The sequence below is a fragment of the Mesorhizobium sp. IMUNJ 23232 genome (genome assembly GCF_044326205.1).
Taxonomy (GTDB): domain Bacteria; phylum Pseudomonadota; class Alphaproteobacteria; order Rhizobiales; family Rhizobiaceae; genus Kumtagia.
On sequence record NZ_JBIRCY010000016.1, the window covers coordinates 15,513 to 32,298 of the forward strand.

Below are 16,786 nucleotides of genomic sequence, written 5' to 3' on the forward strand. Positions count from 1 at the left end.
TCAGCGCCAGCCGCCGACAGACCGAGCAACTGGCTCGTCACCCCTTCCAGTTCAACACCTTCCCCGCCTCGAAAAACCCTACCCACGGGTCTTCATCCTTCAGCGCCTTCGCCATAGCCTTGTTGCCGATGGCGAAGTGGTCGGGCGTAAGTCCGTCGAGCATGTCCCATGGCACGGGCACCGATACGGTTGCGGCAGGCTTGCCGCGCGCCGAGAAGGGGGCGACCGTGGTCGAGCCGCGTCCGTTGCGCAGATAGTCGATGAAGATGCGGCCAGTGCGGGCCTTCTTCGACAGCGTCGCGGTGTATTTGTCCGGCTCGGTCTCGGCCATGGCGTGGGCGAAGTCGTGGGCAAAACCTTTCACGGCGGCCCAGTCGGCCTTCGGCTTCAACGGCACGACGACGTGAAAACCCTTGCCGCCGGAGGTTTTTAGGAATGACGGCAGATCGAGTTCATCCAGCTTCGCCTTGACCGCCCAGGTCGCCTTGCGGACGTCCTCGACGCCCAGCCCCTCGTCGGGATCGAGGTCGAAGACGATCTGGTCCGGGGTCTCGATGGCTTGCGTCGTCACGCCCCAGATATGCACCTCGACCACGCCGAACTGCACCAGCGCCGAAAGACCCTCGAAATCGCTGATGAACAGCAGTTCCTCGCCGTCCTCCGGGTCCTTCATCCTGCGGATCGATTCATGCATGCCCTTGGAGGCATGTTTTTGGAAGAAACGCGGCCCGTCGACGCCGTCCGGCGCGCGCACCAGGCTCAGCGGCCGGTCGATGACGAAACGCCGCATGCGCGGCCAGACGGCCTCGTAGTGCTCCAGCAGACCCTGCTTGGTGACACCGGCCTTCGGCCATAGCAGCTTTTCGGGATGCGTCAGCGTCACGGCGGTGTGCCTCCCTTTGCCAGTCCGGCTTCGCGGTTCGGCTTTCGCCGCGCCGGCGGATTTCTTCGCCGGCTCGTCGGCCTCGGGTTTTTCGGCGACGACCTCCTTCGCCGGCTTGTCGTCGCGAAACCCCTGGAAGGAAGAATGCCGTATGATGCCGTCCGCCGTCCAGCTTCGGAATTCAATCTCGGCGACCAGTTGCGGCTTCAGCCAGATCGCGCCCTTCTGACCCGGCGGGATCTTGTCGAAGGGCGGGGATTTTGCCTTCAACGCATCCATCCGGCGCTTCAACTCGTCGCCCATCCGGTTCGAGAATCCGGTGCCGACGCGGCCCGCATAGTGCAACTTGCCTTTGTTGTTGTAGCCGACCAGCAGCGAACGTACGCCGCGTCCGGCGGCGTTGGACGGTACATAGCCGACGATCACGAATTCCTGCCGATTGGTGCATTTCGACTTGATCCATTCGAGGCTGCGCCCGCTTTCGTAGGGCGCGTCGGCGCGTTTGGAGACCACGCCTTCCAGCCCCATGCGGCAGGCGTGGCGCAGCATGGTTTTGCCCGGCTCGACAAAATGCTCGCTGTAACGCAGCGGCCCGTCGCCTTCGCCGACAAGCGTCTCCAGCCGCTGCTTGCGCTCCACAAGCGGCTCATCGCGAAAATCCTGACCATCGAGATAAAGCAGGTCGAAGACGTAGAGGATCATCTTCTCCGTCTGTTTTTCGGAGAGCGCGGCCTGCAGCGCCGAGAAGGACGCAACGCCATTGTCGGCGAGTACGACGATCTCGCCGTCGATGATGGCGCTTTCGCAGTCGAGTTTGGCCAGAGCGTTGGCGATCGGCGTTCCGAACTTTTCGGTCCAGTCCAGCCCTTTCCGGGTCAGCAGCTTCAGCTCGCCGCCGGCAAGGTGCGCCTGGATGCGATAGCCGTCGAATTTCACCTCGTGCAGCCACTCGCCGCCCGCCGGCGGCTGCGTACGCAGCGTGGCCAACATCGGCTCGACGAAATCCGGCAATTTTGCCGACGCCTTGCGCGATGAGGCTTTCGCGCCGTTGCCCTTGGCCATTGGCTTGCGGTCAGCCCGCGCTGGCCGGCCTTCGGCGACGTCCTCGATCGTCCTCCCGGTGGTGACCGACTGTGGCGCGTCGATCAAAACATCCTCGCCGGGCCGAGCGAAAGAATCGTCCGACTTGATCAGCAGCCAGTTGTCCTTCTTCTCGCCCGGGCGAGGCCGCAGCCGCACCAGATGCCAGTCGCCATTCAGCTTGTTGCCCTTCAGCGTGAAATCGATATGGCCCTTCTTCATGGCCTTGGCGGGGGCGTGCTTCGGCCTCCATTCGCCTTCGTCCCAGACGATCACCGCACCCGCGCCATATTGCCCCTCCGGGATCATCCCCTCGAAGCCGCCGTAATCCAGCGGATGGTCTTCGACATGCACGGCCAGCCGCTTCTCGTGCGGGTCGAGGCTCGGGCCGCGCGTCACCGCCCAACTCCACAGCACGCCGTCATGCTCCAGCCTGAGATCGTAGTGGAGGCGTGTCGCGTCATGCTTGTGGATGACGAATCTGCCGCCGGCCTGTGCCTCGTGGGCTTTCCGTTCGTCTCCTGCCGGCTCGCTGGTGATGCGGAAATCGCGCTTGGCGCGGTAGGTTGTGAGCGGATCGGAAGAGGCCGGCATTGGTCAGGCCTTCTTGCGACTCGACGCCCACGGAAAGCGATCAAATGTGCATAGTTGCAAGCCTGCAGGTGGCTCCGCACCCCCACCCCTGACCCCCCCCCCCCCACAAGGGGGAGGGGGACTCGCTTTCAGCGCCGTTGGGCGTCAATCGTCGATGGTTTCGCCCAGTGCTGCGGCGGGAAAAGTCGCCCTCCCCCTCGTGGGGAGGGGTAAGGGGTGGGGGTAATTTCATTTGTGCTTGCCCTTCGCCGCAGTCGCACGCCTGGCCGGCGCCTTGCTGCCGCTCTCCTCCTTGTCGCCGCTGTCGCCCGCAAGGCTCTTTTTCAACGCGTCGAACAGATTGACGACATTGGACGGTTTCTGCTGGGGCTTGGCTTTTGGCGCCTTGCGCCCAGCCTTCTTCGATTTGATCAGGTCGAGCAGTGCGTTCTCGTATCGGTCCTCGAATTTGTCGGGATCGAACTTCCCCTTCCTGCGGTCGATGACTTTCGTGGCAAGCGCCACCATCTCGTCGTCCAGATCGACCTTCTTGCCTGACTCCAGCACGTCATCGACCTGCCGCACGGTGCTGTCGTAGCGCAGCGTGGTCAGCAGCATGCCGTTTTCGAACGGCTCGATGACCACCGGCCTTTCGCGTCGGTAGAGCACGATGCGCGCTAGCCCGGCCATCTTCTTTTTCGCCAAGGCATCGCGGATCACCGCGAACGCCTCTTCCGAAACCTTGTCGGCCGGCGCCAGGTAGTAGGGCGTGTCGAGATAGATCTGGTCGATGTCTCGCTTGGCGACGAAACCTTCGAGGTTGAGGGTGTGCGAGGCTTCGATCTGCACCGCCTCGATGTCCTCCTCCTCGATCAGCAGATACTCGTCCTTGCCGGTTTCATAACCCTTCACCTCGTCCTTTTCGGCGAGCCGCTTGCCGCTCTCGGCGTCGATATATTGGCGCTTCACCGTGTTGCCGGTGGCGCGGTTGATGATGCGGAAATACACCTTCTCGCTCTGCGTGGTGGCGTTCGACAGTTCGACCGCGCAGGTCACCAGCGACAGTTTCAGGTACCCTCTCCAGGCAGGCCGTGGCGCCATAGTCAGGTGTCCAGCCGGATCGTCGATTGTACAGGCAGCAGGAAGGCGCGCGCCGCCTCCATGTCGTCTTCGCTGACCAAACGCCCGCTTCGGTCCGCAAGACCGGCGCGCATATCGCCGGAAAGGGCGCCCGCGGCAACGGCTTGCTGCAAGGCTTCGCGTGCCTCCCGTTCCGCGTTGGCCAGAGCCGAAAGGGCGAGGATGAGCCGATCGCGATGATCCATTGTGATTTCCTGCATGAAGGTGTGCCGAGAACCAGGGTCACCTGATTCTCAGCACACGCTTGGAGGACTGTCCTGGCCGGACTGCGACTAACGCTTGGCGCTTGTCCTGGTTCCCCGGAAATGGCATTTCGCGCACGGACCTGAATGCGGTCCGCAGCGGCGGCCGGAACGGGCTTGAGGCATGGCGGTGACGACAGAGATATCAGCGCTGGCCGATGCGCCTGAGCAGGACGTGCTGGCGCTGAACAATGCGCACGCGGCAGAACTTTCGTGGCTTGAGCCCGACGACCTTCGCCATCTGATCGGTGAGGCATTTTACGCGGAAACGGTGGGCGGCTGCGACGCCTTCCTCATCGCCTTCGACCAGGACGCCGACTATGCCAGCCCCAACTTCCAATGGTTCCGAACTCGCTATCCGCGCTTTGTCTATGTCGACCGGGTGGTCGTCTCGCCGGCGGCGCGTGGGCGCGGTCTGGCGCGCACGCTCTACCGCGACCTGTTCGAACGGGCCGAGGCGGCGGGCCACACCATCGTCACCTGCGAGGTCAATGCCGAGCCGCCCAACCCGGCCTCCGACGCTTTTCATGCGGCACTCGGCTTTTCGGTGGTCGGCACTGCCGCGATCCACGACGGCAAGAAGACCGTGCGCTATTTCGCGCGCGACCTGTGATGCCCGGCTCTGGTCGGCAGGCGTGAGTGGTCTGGAAAGGGATTCTTAACGATAGTTGGCTCTAATGCCTTCTATTGGCGGCTTTGGGAACCATTTCCGACCGCAACGGTTTTTCCACATGGCGATCTTCGGCAAGGACGGCAGGAAGTACGGCTGGGCGGCAGGCGCGGTCGCGCTCGTCCTCTCTGCCGCCGCCATAACCGCCGGCAGCGCATCGCCGAGCGGCTCCGATATTCCGGTAGCGCCCTTGCAGGAAGATTTCGGCAACGTCGATGCCTCGCCGGATTCCGCCGATGTCACGCAGCGTTTCGCCGACGCGCCCTATGGCGTCGATCCGGTGGTCACCGGTCCGGTCAGCACCGCCTTCAAGCAGCAGCGCGAAGCCGCGAACTGCGACAATGCGGTCTGGCCGAATGTTCCGGCCGCCTGCTATCCGGACTGATAGTCAAACTAGCCCGCGCTTGACCATCATCGCTTCGGCCGTCGGCATCTTTCCACGGAACGCCCTGTAGAGATCTTCCGGGTCCCTCGAGCCTCCGGCGGCGTAGATGTGCTTGCGCAGCTTCTCCGCCAGCGCCGGGTTGAACGAATCGCCCGTCTCCTCGAAGGCCGCGAAGGCATCCGCGTCCAGGACTTCCGACCACATGTAGGAATAATAGCCGGCCGAATAGCCTTCGCCGGCGAACACATGCTGGAAATGCGGTGTGCGGTGGCGCATGGCGATGGCGTCCGGCATTTCGAGTTGCTTCAGCGTCTCGGCTTCGAAGGCGAGCGGTTCGTCCGGGGCGTCCGGACGCGCATGATAGGCCATGTCGACCAGTGCGGAGGAGGTGAACTCCACCGTCGCGAAACCCGAGCCGAATGTTTTGGCCGCCAGCATCTTGTCGAGCAGTTCCTTCGGCATAGGTTTGCCGGTCTTGTAGTGGAGCGCGTGTTTCTCCAGCACTTCGGGCACCGTCAGCCAGTGTTCGTAGAGCTGCGAGGGCAGTTCCACGAAGTCGCGGCTGACCGAGGTTCCCGCCACCGACGGCCATGTCACGTCGGTCAGCATGCCGTGCAGCGCGTGGCCGAATTCGTGGAACAGCGTCTTCGCCTCGTCGAGCGACAGAAGTGCGGGTTCGCCCGCCGGGGCCTTGGCGAAATTCATGATATTGTAGATGATCGGGCTGGAGCCCTTGCCGAGTTTGTAACCGGATTGCAGGGCGCTCATCCAGGCGCCGGAACGCTTAGACGACCGCGCGAAATAGTCGGCCTGGAACAGGCCGAGTTCGCTGCCGTCCTTGCGCTTGATTTTAAAGACGCGAACATCGTCGTGCCACGCCTTGATGCCCTTCTCCTCGACGAAGGAGAGGCCGAACAGTTTTCCCGCCACGTCGAAACAGGCGTCGATGATGCGCTCCAACTGCAGATACGGCTTAAGCTCCGCCTCATCGAAGGCGAATTTTTCGGCGCGCAACTTCTCTTGGTAATAGCGCCAATCCCAGCCGGCGATTATCTCGTTGCTGCCGGCGGCGGCCGCGAGGCGTTGCAACTCGGCCTGGTCGCCGGCCGCCTTCTTGCGCGCCTTGGTCCACACCGGGTCGAGCAGTCCGTAGACGTTCTTCGCCGTCTTCGCCATCGTGTCGTCGAGCTTCAGCGCGGCAAAACTGTCATAGCCGAGTAGCTTCGCCTTCTCGGCGCGCAGCGCCAGTGTTTTCGCCACAACCGCGCCATTGTCGGTCTCGCCGCCGTTTTCACCGCGGCGAATAAACGCTTTCCACGCCTGCTCGCGCAGGTCGCGGCGGGCCGAATAGCTGGTGAAGGGCTCGTAGATCGAGCGCGACAGCGTCACAGCATACAGGCCCTTGCGGCCGCGCGCTTCCGCCGCCTGTGCCATCGCATCGCGCAGGAAGGCAGGCAGCCCGTCGAGGTCGCCTTCTTCGAGGAAGAGTACCCACTCCTTCTCGTCATGGAGCACGTTCTGGCCGAATCTTGCACCGAGCGAGGCCAATTCCTCGTTGATCGCGCCAAGCCGGTTCTTGCCTTCCGGGTCGAGTTTTGCGCCGGCGCGGACAAAATTCTTCCAGGTCTTTTCCAGCACGCGCAGCGTTTCGGCATCGAGGCCAAGCTTTTCGCGTTGCGTGTAAAGCGCGTCGATGCGGGCAAACAGTTTTGCGTTCATCGAGATCGCTGAGTAATGCCGCGCCATCTTCGGCGCGATGTCGCGCTCCAGCGCCTGGATCGCATCGTTGGTGTGGGCGCCGGCCCGGCACCAGAAGATCGAGGACACGCGGTCGAGCGCATCGCCGCAAAGCTCCAGCGCTTCCATGGTATTCTCGATCGTCGCCGGCTCGGCATTGCCGGCGATCGTGTCGATCTCGGCCTCGTGCGCTTTCAGCGCCGCCTCGAACACTTCAGCGAAATCGCCGTCGCCGATCCGCGAGAAATCCGGAAGGCCGAGCGGACCGTTCCATTTCGTCAACGGGTGTTCGTCGAGATTCACGGCGGTTTCGGACGTCATGCGGAAAACTCTCCTCGGGATCGAAGCGCCACCGATGTAGGGCTGCAAGGATGGCGGCGCAACCATATTGACGGAGTGCCTGGCGATCTCTAAGCAAGCCTGATAATAAGAGAGGCTTATCAATCCATGCCGCCCCGTTCGGATTCGGACAATGTCGGCTTCCTCGTCGCCGACGTGACGCGGCTGCTGCGCGCCGAGATGGACCGGCGCATCACCGCCGCGGGCCTCGAGCTCAATCCCGGCGATGCCCGCACCTTGAGCCATGCGGCGCGTTGCGGCAGCGTGCGCCAGAACCTTCTTGCCGAACGCATCGGCGTGGAGGCCATGACCGTCAGCAGTTCGCTGGACCGGCTGGAAGTGCTCGGCCTGATCGAGCGGCAGGCCGACAGCGTAGACCGCCGTGCCAAGCTGGTGCATGTCACCCAGGCCGGCGAGGCCATGCTGGAAAGCATGCAGCCGCTCGCCGCCGGGCTGGGTGCCGAAGCCGCCAAGGGCATCGCGCCGGCCGACTGGCAGCGCTTCCTCGATACGCTGAAGCATGTGCGGGCTAACCTTACGGCAGCGCGCGACCAACTCCGCAAGGAGAATGCGGCGGCATGAACATGCAGACCAGCGTTCTCCCCGCGCCCGTGATGAGCGAGCGCCGCGTCAGCCTGCTGGGCGCGGTGCTGGTCGCCATCGGCCCGATGTCGATGGCGCTTTATACGCCAGCCATGCCGGAGATCGTCCATGCCTTCGGCACGACCGAGGCGGCGGTGAAGCTGACGCTGTCGCTGTATTTTGCCGGCTTTGCAGTGGCGCAATTGATCTGCGGGCCGCTCTCCGACGGTTTTGGGCGCAAGCCCGTCACCTATGTCTTCATGAGCATCTTCCTCGTTGCCTCGCTGATGGCGCTGCTCGCCCCGACGGTCGAATTGCTGATCGCCGCGCGTTTCCTGCAAGGCGTCGGTGCCGCGGTCGGCTGGGCGATCGCGCGGGCCATCGTCCGCGACCTGTTCACCAATGAGCGTTCGGCCCGCATCATGAATCTGATGGGCCTGATCCTCGCCGCCGGCCCGGCATTTTCCCCGACACTCGGCGGCATCACGATGGAACTCGCCGGCTGGCACGCCATCTTCTGGCTGATGTTTGCCGCCGGTGTGATCATCATGCTCATCGTCCGTTTCGCCATGGTGGAGACGGTCCAGCGCGACCTGTCGCGCATCCGGCCGGCGGCGCTTCTCGGCTCGTATCGCAGCGTGCTGTCCAGTCCGTATTTCGTGCTGTCGAGCCTCGTGCTCGCAGGCAGCGTCGGCACGATCTACACGCAGGCGACGATCCTGCCCTTCATCCTGATGGACCGGGTCGGGCTGACACCCAGCCAGTTCGGCGTCGGCATGCTGATGCAATCCGGCCTGTATTTCGCCGGCTCGCTGGTCGTGCGCCAGCTTCTCGGCCGCTTCGGCGCGTTCCGTATCGTGCCGGCGGGGCTTGCGTTCATCGCTGCCGGCAGCCTCTCCACGGCGATCGGCCTGCATTTCTTCGAGCCGACCTTCCTGCTGGTGATGGGGCCGGTGGCGTTCTTCTCCTTCGGGCTCGCCTTCGTCCTGCCGGCGATGTCGACCGCAACGCTGGCGCCATTCCCGCATATCGCCGGCGCGGCATCCTCGATGAGCGGCTTCTTCCAGATGGGCGGCGGCCTCGTCGGCGGGCTGGTCTGCGCTTCCATCGGCGAGCCGGTCGTGGCGATGGCCACCGTCATCCCCGCCATGGGCCTGATCGGCATCCTGGCCTGGACGGCTTGGCACAGGCTTCCGAAGCCCGCGGCCGCCAACAAGGTGCATGCCCCGCCGGAGCAGCCCCTTCAGTAAGCCTCGCAGTTCTCGGCGATCGCGTCCTGATTGTTTTCCTGGATCAGGCCAGCTTCGATACGAAACATCTCGCGCAACAGCACGTCATTGGCCGGAAAATCGTAACAGGCCACCACCGTCGTCACCGCGCCATCGCTACTCTCGATCCGGTGCCGGATGGTAGCGCCTTTGACGGCTGCCTCCCATTCGTCCAGCGAATCCATGAATTCAGCCTTGGTCTGCTCCACGCCGAGGTCGGTCATCCTGATCCTTGCGTCGGCGGCAAGCAGGCTTCCGAGCTTGGCCCGGTCGGCGGTGGCGAGAGCCGCGTACCACGCGTCGACAACCGGTTGCTGGGCTATTGCAGGCGTGTACGCCAGGCAGAGCAACACGGCCGCGTATGACGTGACGCGACGCTTCCTGTGGAGCAGGGGGCTCCGCAAAACCATCAGTCCATGTCGGGGCGCTGGAAATCCCCGGTCTTGCGGTTCATCACCCAGAGCTCGCCGGTCGAGATGTCGAACCAGGCCCCGGAGAGCGTGATCCGTCCCTTGCCCTCGAGGATGCTGATGCACGGAAAGGTTCTGAGATTGGCGATCGAATAACGGATCGAGATGCGTTCCAGCGAGGTCTGACGCTCGCTGGCCGTCGAAAACGCGTTGCTGGTGACAGATTCGGCCGCCGGCCCGAGCAGGCTCATCCATTTTCCGATGAAATCGCCGGGGGACAGCGGTTCGGCTGCCGGCGAAAGTGCTGCGCGGATGCCGCCGCAGCGGCCGTGACCGATGACCACAATGTTCTTCACCTTGAGGATCTGCACGGCGAATTCGAGCGCCGCCGAGGTCGAGTGGAACTCGCCGTCCGGCGCATAGGGCGGCACCAGATTGGCGACGTTGCGCACCACGAACAGTTCCCCCGGCCCGGAATCGAAGATGACTTCGGGAGCCGCGCGCGAATCGCAGCAGGCGATCACCATGGTCTCCGGCGACTGCCCCTCGCGCGCCAGCGTCCGCCACTTGCCTGTCTCCGAGGCATAGCGCCCCTTCATGAAGCTGCGGTAGCCGGCAATAAGGTGGTCTGGAAGATCGGTCATGGATTTTACCTAACGCCGATCCCGCGCGCTGATCAATGCGGCAATCGCTGCACTGCAACAAATCTGGACACGTTCACGCCCGGATGGCGACAGGAATACCATATTCGTCGCTTTCCGGCGGGTCCGGAAACGATCGCGCCTCGCCACGGGCAAGTCGGCCGGCGATCAGCAGCATGGCGGCGGCGTCGAGGAAATCATCGTCGCCGGCCCCGCGCGGCGGCGGTGCGTCGAGGAATGCGCGCTCCAGCCCGTTGGCCGCAAGCAGCGCCTTGCGCTCCGCCATGCCGGTGGGATTGATGCGGCCCTTGATCTTCTTCGGCAATGACATGGCCTGCTCGCCGTTGAGCCGCCAGAACGCGACTTCCGGGTGAGATTCGATGACCCGCACCCGCAGTTCCGGCCGTACCCGCATCAGGCGGTCCAGTTCGCGGATTTTCGAGAAGATTCCGAAGGCCTGGATCGATACGCCGCGGGGCGGATTGGATGTTTCGCGCGCTACGCCGCTGGCGATGCGATGCGCTTCATACCAGCGCTCGAGCGTGGTGAACGGCTCGTCGGCGGCATAAACCGCTGCCCGCGAGGAGATGGAGAAAACACTCGATTGCCGCTGGCCGAGAAAGCGCCGCACTAGAACCTCCGGCCCGCGCCCGCCATGCCGGGTGAAGGCCGGCAGGCCGATTGGCATATCGACCGCGATAATGGCGTCCTCCGCCAATCCCGCAAGGATATCGCTGAACGACCCGCAGACCCGCACTGAAAGCGGCTCATCCCGCCACTTCACCACGGCGATCCAACCCGCCTTGCACCCGTCGACACCCGCTATGTCGACATCGGCGGCAAGAGCGGAATGCGTCAGGTTCATTGCCCTCGGAGCAAGATTTACGCCCGCCGGTCCCGCCCGGGATGGGTCAGGTGCCGCAAATGCACCATCGCCATCGGATGCGACAGGCTCTGTGCGTCGGTCTCGATCTGCAATTCGTCGGCGCCGCGCTTGGTGGTGCGGGCGAGGATTTCGAACACCGACGCCGTCGTCGATTGCAGCGCCTTGCCGGCGGGCTGGCCGTCGAGCAGCCTCGCCAGCAGCACCGCCGCCGTCAGGTCGCCAAGCCCGTTCGGCGGCTTGTCGATCGCCCGATGCTCGGCCAACAGCGCCTCGGAGCGCGTCAGCATCAGATTGCCGATGCCGCCAGTCATCAGCGCCGGCGCGGAAGTGACCAACATGGTCGGAGGGCCGGCTTCCATCGCCGCGGCCATCACCGCGCGCAGGTCGTCGAGTTTTGCGCCGACCATCCATTCAAGTTCGTAGCGGTTCGGCGTGGCGATGTCGGCCATCGGCACCAGCACGTCGCGCAGCGCCTCCGCCAGCGCCTGCGGCACGTAGAGGCCGCCCATGTCGCCCATTACCGGGTCGCAGACATAGATCGCACGCGGGTTCTTCGCCCGCACCGCAGCGACCAGCGACGCGACCGCCTCGGCCTGCCTGACATCACCCAGATATCCGGAAAGCACGCCCGCCACCTCACCAAGCCAAGGCGAGGTCGCCAGATCCTTCATCAGCGCCGCGAATTTTTCGGGATCGGGAACGATGCGCGTCGCCCGTCCATGACCGGGATGCCAGGGCAGGATGACGGTGGGCACGGCCCAGACTGGAAAACCCAGCGTTTCCAGCGCGAACACCGCGGCCCGGTTGCCGACAGAGCCCCGCGCCACATGGCTGGAAATGACGATGACGGCGCGCGGCGTCTCCGGCTGTTCGCTGGTCATGATGCCTCAGAAGTTCCGCATGAAGTAGACGACGACCCAGGCAATCACCGCGATGGTTATCGCCATCGCCAGCAGGCGGCCGATGCGGATTCCCAGCTTTTCGATCGGATCGGAGGCGTCGCGTGTCTCGTGATCGAGGGCAGCGCCGCCAGGCTCGGCCTCGCCTGCGACACGGGCCAGAATCCGTATGGATTCCTCCTTGTGCTCCGTATCCTTGTCGCTGCGCACGCAATCCACCTCGGGCCGGCATGGCTACCGCATGTCGCCTATCACAGGCTGCAAGGCGCGTCCAAGCCCGAAGCCCGGCCAGCGGTTCCTTTGCACCGCGAATATGATAAGTCTCGGCTCGATCCGTTATGAGGGACCGCCAATGTCTTCCTTCGTCGCCACCATGCCAACCGCTCGCCGCGCTCACGCGTTCCTGCTGCTCGGGCTGCTTCTGCCGCTGCTGTCCGCATGCGGCTACAACACCATCCCGACCGCCGAGGAGAAGGCCAAGGCCGCCTGGAGCGAGGTGCTCAACCAGTACCAGCGCCGCGCCGACCTGATCCCCAACCTCGTCGAGACGGTGAAGGGCTATGCCGCGCACGAGAAAGACACGCTGGAGGCTGTGGTCGAAGCTCGCGCCAAGGCCACGCAGGTGACGGTGACGCCGGAAACGCTGACCGACCCCAACGCCTTCAAGGCGTTTCAGGACAACCAGGCCGGCCTCACCAGTGCGCTGTCGCGGCTGCTTGCCGTGGTCGAGAACTATCCGGACCTCAAGGCCAACCAGAACTTCCTCGGCCTGCAGGCACAGCTCGAAGGCACTGAAAACCGCATCGCGGTGGCCCGCCGCGACTACATCGAGACGGTGCGCGAATACAACACCACGCTGCGCACCTTCCCTTCGGTGATCTGGGCGACTCTCTGGTTTACCGACAACAAGCCGTTCCAGAATTTCACCGTCAGCGAAGACAAGATGGAGCCGCCGAAGGTCGATTTCGGGACGAAGCAGGGCGGGTGACGGCGGGGCCATGGACGCGGCCGATGGCGCAGTGGTTCCCCTCCCCCTTGAGGGGAGGGTGGCCGCGAAGCGGCCGGGAGGGGTCGCTGCGGCAGTGCTCGGCCTCATTTCCTTGACGGCGAAGAAGGTCCCTCGCACTCCCGCAACGACCCCTCCGTCCTTCGGACCGCTACGCTCGGCACCCTCCCCTCAGGGAGGAGGGATAGCGGCGCTCCTCTTTGCCCTGCTCATCCTTCTCCTCCTCCCCCTCGTCGTCCTCGCCGCTGACCTCCCCAAACTTACCGGACGTGTCGTCGACACCGCCGGCATGATCGACCCGGCGACGAAAACCGCACTCGTCCAGAAGCTGGAGGCTTTCGAGAAGAAGTCCTCCGACCAGATCGTCGTTGCGACCGTGAACAGCCTCGATGGCGAGGCGATCGAGCCCTATGCCAACCGTCTGTTCCGCGCCTGGGGCCTCGGCCAGGGCGGCGAGAACAACGGCATCCTGCTGCTTGTCGCCAAATCCGACCGCAAGATGCGCATCGAGGTCGGCTACGGGCTGGAAGGCACGCTCACCGACCTGCATTCCAAGCTGATCATCGAGAACACCATGGTGCCGGCCTTCCGCGCCGGCGATTTTTCCGGCGGCATCTCGCGCGCCACCGACGACATCATCACCGTGCTGGATGGCAATGCCGCGGAACTGGAGGCGCGGTCGAAACGCAATCCCTACGTCAAGAACAACAACTCGCTGCCCGACGTCGACTGGATTTTCGTGATCTTCATCGCGCTGTGGGCGACGATCTTTCTTGGCGGCATGGCGATGGCGATCCTGCCGCCGATCTTCGGCACCAAGATCGGCCCCAACCGCTACCGCTGGCTGGGCATGGACGTCACGGTCGGCGGGCGTTCCTCTGGCCGATCGCCATCCGGCTGGTCCTCGGGCAGTTCGTCGGGCGGCTGGTCTTCTGGCGGGGGAGGCTGGTCATCGGGCAGCAGCAGCGGCGGCGGTTTTTCGGGCGGCGGAGGTTCGTCCGGCGGCGGCGGCGCCTCGGGGAGTTGGTGAGATGACCCACACGCTCACCGCCGCCGATCACGACCGCATCGCCCAGGCAATCCGCGAGGCCGAAGCGGAGACTTCGGGCGAGATCTACTGCGTGGTCGCGCGTTCCAGCGACAGTTATTTTTATCCTGCCGCGTTCTTCGTCGCCCTGGCGGTCGTGGTTGCCAGCCTTATCGCTGCTTTCGCGCTCGAATATTGGTGGGTCTCGATCCGGCTTCCCGTCTTCTGGGCCGCCGTCGCGCTGGCGCTCGCCGCCGCGTGGCTGGTGCTGCTGCTTGCGCCAGGGTTCCGGATGCATTTCGTGCCACGCCGGCTGCGCTACCGGCGCGCCCATGACAACGCGCTGAAACAGTTTCTGGCGCGCAACGTCCACATCACCACGGAACGCACGGGCGTGCTTGTCTTCGTGTCGCTGGCGGAGCGCTATGCCGAAGTGGTTGCCGACGCCGGCATCAATGCAAAGGTACCGCAGCAGACGTGGAACGGCATCGTCGGCGAACTCGTCTCCCATGCGCGCGGCGACCGGCTGGCCGACGGCTTCGTCTCGGCCATCGCCGCCGTCGGCGCGTTGCTGTCGACGCATTTTCCGCACCGCGCCGACGACGCCAACGAGCTCGACGATCATCTTGTGGAAATCTGACGGCGTTTTCCGCGGCTTCCGCCACGGTATACTTTCTGTCGCTTGCAATGGCGGGCGGGCGTTCTAAACTCAATCGTCATGACCACGCTTACCATCGATATCCGCAGAGCCGAGCCGCGCGACGCCGAGGCGATCGCCGAGGTTCATCATGCCGCGTGGATGGGCGCCTATGCCGGCATCATTCCGCACAAGGCGTTGATGAAGATGGTCAACCGGCGCGGCCGTGACTGGTGGGCCAACGCCATCCGCCGCGCAGCGACCGTCATCGTTGTCGAAATCGGCGGCGAGGTCGCCGGCTACACCACGATCGGCCGCAACCGTGCCCGCGAATTGCCGCAGCAGGGTGAGATCTACGAACTCTATTTGAAGCCGGAGTACCAGGGCGTCGGTCTCGGCAGCAGGCTTTTTTCACTCGCCCGCAAGAGGTTGGCAGACCACGGCCTCAAGGGGCTGGTCGTCTGGGCGCTGGAAGAGAACCGAAACGCCGTGGCGTTTTACGCTGGCGCCGGCGGTCGTGACGTTGCGGAAGGGGTCGAGGTCTTCGACCAGAAGGCGCTGAAGAAGGTCGCCTTCGTCTGGGATTGACGGCGGGCTAAGCTGCAGATCCCATTCCTGGCGGTTTTTCGCCGATTCTCCCTCGCATCGGCAATGACCTTGCGTGTTTCGGCATCTGCTTGGGCATGAGATACGACACTGCGACCTCGACATCGGTCAGTCCGCGCCTGATGCCGTCGATGATTTCAAATCTATGATTGACGTAAGCGGCGACCGCGCCGCCAGCGAGGATTTCATACAGCCAGCAAGGAATCTGCGAGCGCTTTCTGCGGCAATCGTTGCGGAGCCGTGTCGATGAACGTGACGGTCTCATCGAGCGGCGCCCGGCCCGAGCGGATATAGGGCTCCGTGACGTCCTCGTAGCCGATCGACATGCCGCAGAACAGCATCTGCCCTTCGGGCGGCGACAGGATCTCCGCGACGGTCTTGCGATAAACCGACCACGCCATCTGGGTGCAGCTATGCAACCCCTCGCCGCGCAGCAGCAGCATGACTGTCTGCAGATACATGCCGACGTCGGACCATTGCGGCCTGCCCAGGTCGCGGTCGATGTAGCAGAACAGGGCGGCGGGCGCGCCGAAACAATCCCAATTCGCGGAAGCAGCCCTCTGGCTTGCCTCCCAGTCGCCGTCGGCGATGCCGAGCGCGCTGTAGCGCTCATGGCCGAAGCGGGACCGGCGCTCGCGGTAGGGAGTCTCCATGTCGGCCGGGTACATCTGGTACTCACGTTCGTCCCAGGGGTCGTGCGCGGTGACGCGTTTGCCGGCGCGCTTCTTCAGCTCGGCCAGCGGCGCGCCGGTCAGCACGTAGATGTTCCATGGCTGGATGTTCGATCCGGACGGCGCCCAGATCGCGGCGGACAGCACGCGCTCCAGCACCGCCTTCGGGATGGGCCGGTCGGTGAACTTGCGCACCGCCCGCCGGGTCGTGACCGCTTCATACACGTCCATGATCGTTCACCTTCTGGTTTCTTGGCTCCAGCAACCAAGAAGTACCAAATTCGAGATGAGCCGGTCCATTCTGCGGGTGTTCGTAGGCACACCCCATTTGGTCAGACAAAGCCATACCGACGTCGAGCATATCTAAATGAGAAGCGTGGCTACCTCGCTCCCAGTGACCAGGGTTGCGAATAGTAGCCGGGGCTTCTGCCTATGACTGCTCGCTGCTCATCGGCAGCGGCAAGTGGCGGTGTGCGGCAAAGCGCGTCATCCCATTGCGTCGCCCCGGCGAGCCGGCTATCGGTCAAGCGACAGCAAGGGAACCCCAGCCATGCGCATCGAAGCCATTCCGACCGGCAAGAATCCACCAGAGGACGTCAACGTCATCATCGAGGTGCCTGTTGGCGGCGAGCCGATCAAATACGAGATGGACAAGGAGGCTGGTACGCTGTTTGTCGACCGCTTCCTGCACACGCCGATGCGTTATCCCGGCAATTACGGTTTTGTGCCGCACACACTGTCGGGCGACGGCGATCCGATCGACGTGCTGGTCTGCAACACGCGCGAGCTGATCCCCGGCTGCGTCATCAATGTCCGGCCGATCGGCGTGCTCGTCATGGAAGACAATGCGGGCCAGGACGAGAAGGTCATTGCCGTGCCGTCGCCGCATCTCACCAAGCGCTACGAGAAGGTCAGGAACTATACCGACCTGCCGCAGATCACACTCGACCAGGTTGCCCACTTCTTCGAGCACTACAAGGATCTGGAGCCCGGCAAGTGGGTGAAGATCGAAGGCTGGCACGACGCCGACCACGCGCGGCAGATGATCGTCGAGGCCATCGAGCGAGCGAAAGCGGCGAAGTAGCGGCCTTTACCGTCGCGGCT

19 protein-coding genes are annotated in these 16,786 nt (G+C 64.1%); 9 read left to right on the forward strand and 10 right to left on the reverse strand.

What is annotated here, in order from left to right; translation table 11 throughout:
- Positions 1 to 37: 37 nt before the first annotated feature.
- The 3 genes from ligD to ACH196_RS13930 form a co-directional block, all read right to left on the reverse strand.
- Positions 38 to 2,557: a DNA ligase D gene (ligD, locus tag ACH196_RS13920; protein ID WP_396647502.1), complete on the reverse strand. Its 2,520-nt coding sequence runs from the start codon at positions 2,555 to 2,557 to the stop codon at positions 38 to 40.
- Between the two features lie 228 nt (positions 2,558 to 2,785).
- Positions 2,786 to 3,637, reverse strand: a complete 852-nt coding sequence (locus ACH196_RS13925) for a Ku protein (RefSeq protein ID WP_396647503.1) — start codon at positions 3,635 to 3,637, stop codon at positions 2,786 to 2,788.
- Positions 3,638 to 3,639: 2 nt separating this feature from the next.
- Positions 3,640 to 3,861 carry a hypothetical protein gene (locus tag ACH196_RS13930; protein ID WP_396647504.1) on the reverse strand — a complete coding sequence of 74 codons (222 nt, stop codon included), beginning with the start codon at positions 3,859 to 3,861 and terminating at the stop codon, positions 3,640 to 3,642.
- 181 nt (positions 3,862 to 4,042) lie between these two features.
- On the opposite strand from ACH196_RS13930, the gene ACH196_RS13935 reads away from it, so the two are divergent.
- Both ACH196_RS13935 and ACH196_RS13940 read left to right on the forward strand, forming a co-directional pair.
- Entirely contained in the window at positions 4,043 to 4,531 is a 489-nt protein-coding gene (locus tag ACH196_RS13935) for a GNAT family N-acetyltransferase (RefSeq protein ID WP_396647505.1), read from the forward strand.
- 118 nt (positions 4,532 to 4,649) lie between these two features.
- Positions 4,650 to 4,973 (forward strand): hypothetical protein, encoded by a 324-nt coding sequence (locus ACH196_RS13940; protein WP_396647506.1) that lies wholly within the window; start codon positions 4,650 to 4,652, stop codon positions 4,971 to 4,973.
- A 3-nt stretch (positions 4,974 to 4,976) separates the two neighbouring features.
- Here the strand turns inward: ACH196_RS13940 and ACH196_RS13945 are convergent, their stop codons facing one another.
- Positions 4,977 to 7,031 carry a M3 family metallopeptidase gene (locus ACH196_RS13945; RefSeq protein WP_396647507.1) on the reverse strand — a complete coding sequence of 685 codons (2,055 nt, stop codon included), beginning with the start codon at positions 7,029 to 7,031 and terminating at the stop codon, positions 4,977 to 4,979.
- Between the two features lie 126 nt (positions 7,032 to 7,157).
- On the opposite strand from ACH196_RS13945, the gene ACH196_RS13950 reads away from it, so the two are divergent.
- Together ACH196_RS13950 and ACH196_RS13955 are read left to right on the forward strand one after the other, a co-directional pair.
- Positions 7,158 to 7,631, forward strand: coding sequence for a MarR family winged helix-turn-helix transcriptional regulator (locus ACH196_RS13950; protein WP_396647508.1), 474 nt, complete (start codon positions 7,158 to 7,160; stop codon positions 7,629 to 7,631).
- Complete coding sequence (locus tag ACH196_RS13955) at positions 7,628 to 8,881, forward strand: multidrug effflux MFS transporter (RefSeq protein WP_396647509.1); 1,254 nt, start codon at positions 7,628 to 7,630, stop codon at positions 8,879 to 8,881. Before ACH196_RS13950 ends, ACH196_RS13955 begins: the two co-directional genes overlap by 4 nt.
- On the opposite strand, the gene ACH196_RS13960 is transcribed toward ACH196_RS13955, so the two are convergent.
- From ACH196_RS13960 to ACH196_RS13980, 5 genes are all read right to left on the reverse strand, one after another.
- Positions 8,875 to 9,252, reverse strand: a complete 378-nt coding sequence (locus tag ACH196_RS13960; protein ID WP_396647615.1) for a nuclear transport factor 2 family protein — start codon at positions 9,250 to 9,252, stop codon at positions 8,875 to 8,877. The genes ACH196_RS13955 and ACH196_RS13960 overlap by 7 nt on opposite strands.
- Before the next feature lie 56 nt (positions 9,253 to 9,308).
- Positions 9,309 to 9,953, reverse strand: a complete 645-nt coding sequence (locus ACH196_RS13965) for a carbonic anhydrase (RefSeq protein WP_396647510.1) — start codon at positions 9,951 to 9,953, stop codon at positions 9,309 to 9,311.
- Between the two features lie 73 nt (positions 9,954 to 10,026).
- Entirely contained in the window at positions 10,027 to 10,815 is a 789-nt protein-coding gene (locus tag ACH196_RS13970) for a DUF429 domain-containing protein (RefSeq protein WP_396647511.1), read from the reverse strand.
- 17 nt (positions 10,816 to 10,832) lie between these two features.
- Positions 10,833 to 11,717, reverse strand: a complete 885-nt coding sequence (gene pdxY, locus ACH196_RS13975) for a pyridoxal kinase PdxY (protein WP_396647512.1) — start codon at positions 11,715 to 11,717, stop codon at positions 10,833 to 10,835.
- A gap of 6 nt (positions 11,718 to 11,723) precedes the next feature.
- Positions 11,724 to 11,945: a hypothetical protein gene (locus tag ACH196_RS13980; RefSeq protein ID WP_396647513.1), complete on the reverse strand. Its 222-nt coding sequence runs from the start codon at positions 11,943 to 11,945 to the stop codon at positions 11,724 to 11,726.
- Between the two features lie 163 nt (positions 11,946 to 12,108).
- On the opposite strand from ACH196_RS13980, the gene ACH196_RS13985 reads away from it, so the two are divergent.
- The 4 genes from ACH196_RS13985 (at position 12,109) to ACH196_RS14000 (ending at position 14,993) form a co-directional block, all read left to right on the forward strand.
- Positions 12,109 to 12,723 (forward strand): LemA family protein, encoded by a 615-nt coding sequence (locus ACH196_RS13985; RefSeq protein WP_396647616.1) that lies wholly within the window; start codon positions 12,109 to 12,111, stop codon positions 12,721 to 12,723.
- 202 nt (positions 12,724 to 12,925) lie between these two features.
- Positions 12,926 to 13,771, forward strand: a complete 846-nt coding sequence (locus ACH196_RS13990; protein ID WP_396647617.1) for a TPM domain-containing protein — start codon at positions 12,926 to 12,928, stop codon at positions 13,769 to 13,771.
- Between the two features lies 1 nt (position 13,772).
- The gene (locus ACH196_RS13995) at positions 13,773 to 14,408 is read left to right on the forward strand and encodes a TPM domain-containing protein (RefSeq protein WP_396647514.1); all 636 of its coding nucleotides are present in this window, start codon (positions 13,773 to 13,775) and stop codon (positions 14,406 to 14,408) included.
- Between the two features lie 78 nt (positions 14,409 to 14,486).
- Entirely contained in the window at positions 14,487 to 14,993 is a 507-nt protein-coding gene (locus ACH196_RS14000) for a GNAT family N-acetyltransferase (protein ID WP_396647515.1), read from the forward strand.
- A 203-nt stretch (positions 14,994 to 15,196) separates the two neighbouring features.
- On the opposite strand, the gene ACH196_RS14005 is transcribed toward ACH196_RS14000, so the two are convergent.
- Entirely contained in the window at positions 15,197 to 15,913 is a 717-nt protein-coding gene (locus ACH196_RS14005; protein ID WP_396647516.1) for a nitroreductase, read from the reverse strand.
- Positions 15,914 to 16,232: 319 nt separating this feature from the next.
- On the opposite strand from ACH196_RS14005, the gene ppa reads away from it, so the two are divergent.
- Positions 16,233 to 16,766, forward strand: coding sequence for an inorganic diphosphatase (gene ppa, locus ACH196_RS14010; protein WP_396647517.1), 534 nt, complete (start codon positions 16,233 to 16,235; stop codon positions 16,764 to 16,766).
- Positions 16,767 to 16,786 lie beyond the last annotated feature (20 nt).